Origin of the sequence: Nitrosomonas sp. Nm84, assembly GCF_003201565.1 — a bacterium.
Lineage (GTDB): Bacteria > Pseudomonadota > Gammaproteobacteria > Burkholderiales > Nitrosomonadaceae > Nitrosomonas.
Map to the genome: position 1 here is coordinate 1 of NZ_QJJP01000078.1, position 1,570 is coordinate 1,570.

Here is a 1,570-nt window from a genome sequence, read left to right on the forward strand (position 1 = left end):
ATTAAAGATGGTGTGCGGGAACCCAAATCCATTGACGATGATGGCAGCGAAACTTATACAGTGAGTAGCGATGGCGTGGTGACTCGTACCGAGGTTAAGCCTTTGGGTACAGAAATTACCCGCTACGCTGATATCGATGGGGACGGTGATTACAATCGTATTTCCGAACAATGGCAAAGCGCTACCGATGCTTCGGGCAGTGGGCACTTTAAGTTTGAAGATAATCTCAGCTACTCTTCTTCCGATGGGGATGATCATATTGCCGTACGCGGTGGTGAGGATTGCCGTGGCGGGCAAGGAGCCGATGATTTTGTCATTCGCGAAGCGGCACATTTGCGAATTGCAGACTTCAGTTCAAGTGAAGATGGTTTGATTATATTTGATACAGGTCTTGACCTACTCTCAGTGGATCAACTGGCAGGTTATGTCACCAGTATCCATCGTAGTGGTGATGACAAGGATCTCATTGTAGATTTTGGTTCGACTGCATCTATCACGCTGGTCGGGGTGCCGTCTGATCAAATCAGTTGGGATGATGTCAGTGTGTTGAGCTAGCACTGAGCAAAGAGGATGATTAATCGTCTCTTTAGTTTTAGAAGAGCTATCACAGTCTTCTAAAACTCACAGATGGAGAAACTAAAATGAACGTTTCGCATATCAATATTAGTCAGGAACGGTTGCTAAAAGCGAAGATAGCTTATACGCCACGTAATTTAAGACTGGAATCGGTGGCAAGTTTGTTGGATGGAGACGATGTCATTCCTCATGCCGGGGACGTGTTGCTGGCCAGGGTAACAAAGATAGGACGGCACAGCGGACTGGAGTCGGCACATGGCCAACGTTCCGCTTTAGTTATTGGCGATGAAGTCATCGTATGCTACGGTAACTACGGTAACCGCTATGCGCCTGATCAATTTGAAGCGCAAGTACCGAAAGATCTAGGGACATGCAATCTGGTAGCATCAGGCGGTATTGCGGCACACATGAATCACCGTCATACCAATGCACAAGCACCTACCAGCATTCAACCCATTGGCTTATTGGCAGATAGCAAAAAGCGACGCATCAACTTAAAAGATACTGCCTTACCTAAACTGGTTAGCTTGTTTCCCCATCCCTATACGATAGCGGTCGTTGGCGCAGCCACGAATGTTGGCAAAACAACGACCTCGACAACCTTGATTCGCGGTTTGACCAACGCCGGATATACCGTAGGTGCTGCTAGGATAACAGGCACTGGCTCAGGTCGGGATATCCAGCTGATGACGAATGCCGGGGCTCAATTAGCGCTGGATTTTACTCATGTGGGATTTCCGTCGACTTATCTGGCTACACCGCAACAAATCGACACGATTATTGAAACCCTTGTGACGCATTTGAGTGTTTCCAAAGTCAATGCGATTGTCATTGAAGTGGCCGATGGTTTGTTTGAAGGCGAGACAACTGCTTTACTCAACTCCAAAGTATTTGCAAAAACGATCGATAGCATCATTTTTGCAGCCGGTGATGTAGCCGATGCTGCAGCTGGGGTCGAGTGCTTACAACACAAAAAATTACCTGTTACAGCAGT

The 1,570-nt window shown here is 47.3% G+C and carries 1 protein-coding gene and 1 pseudogene; both read left to right on the forward strand.

Going from position 1 to position 1,570, the window contains the following annotated elements; translation table 11 throughout:
* Window positions 1-555, forward strand: a pseudogene (locus C8R34_RS16140) (hypothetical protein); the annotation flags it as partial.
* 86 nt (window positions 556-641) lie between these two features.
* Window positions 642-1,570, forward strand: a 929-nt coding sequence (locus C8R34_RS16145; RefSeq protein ID WP_110342305.1) for a DUF1611 domain-containing protein, incomplete at its 3' end; no start/stop codon positions are given.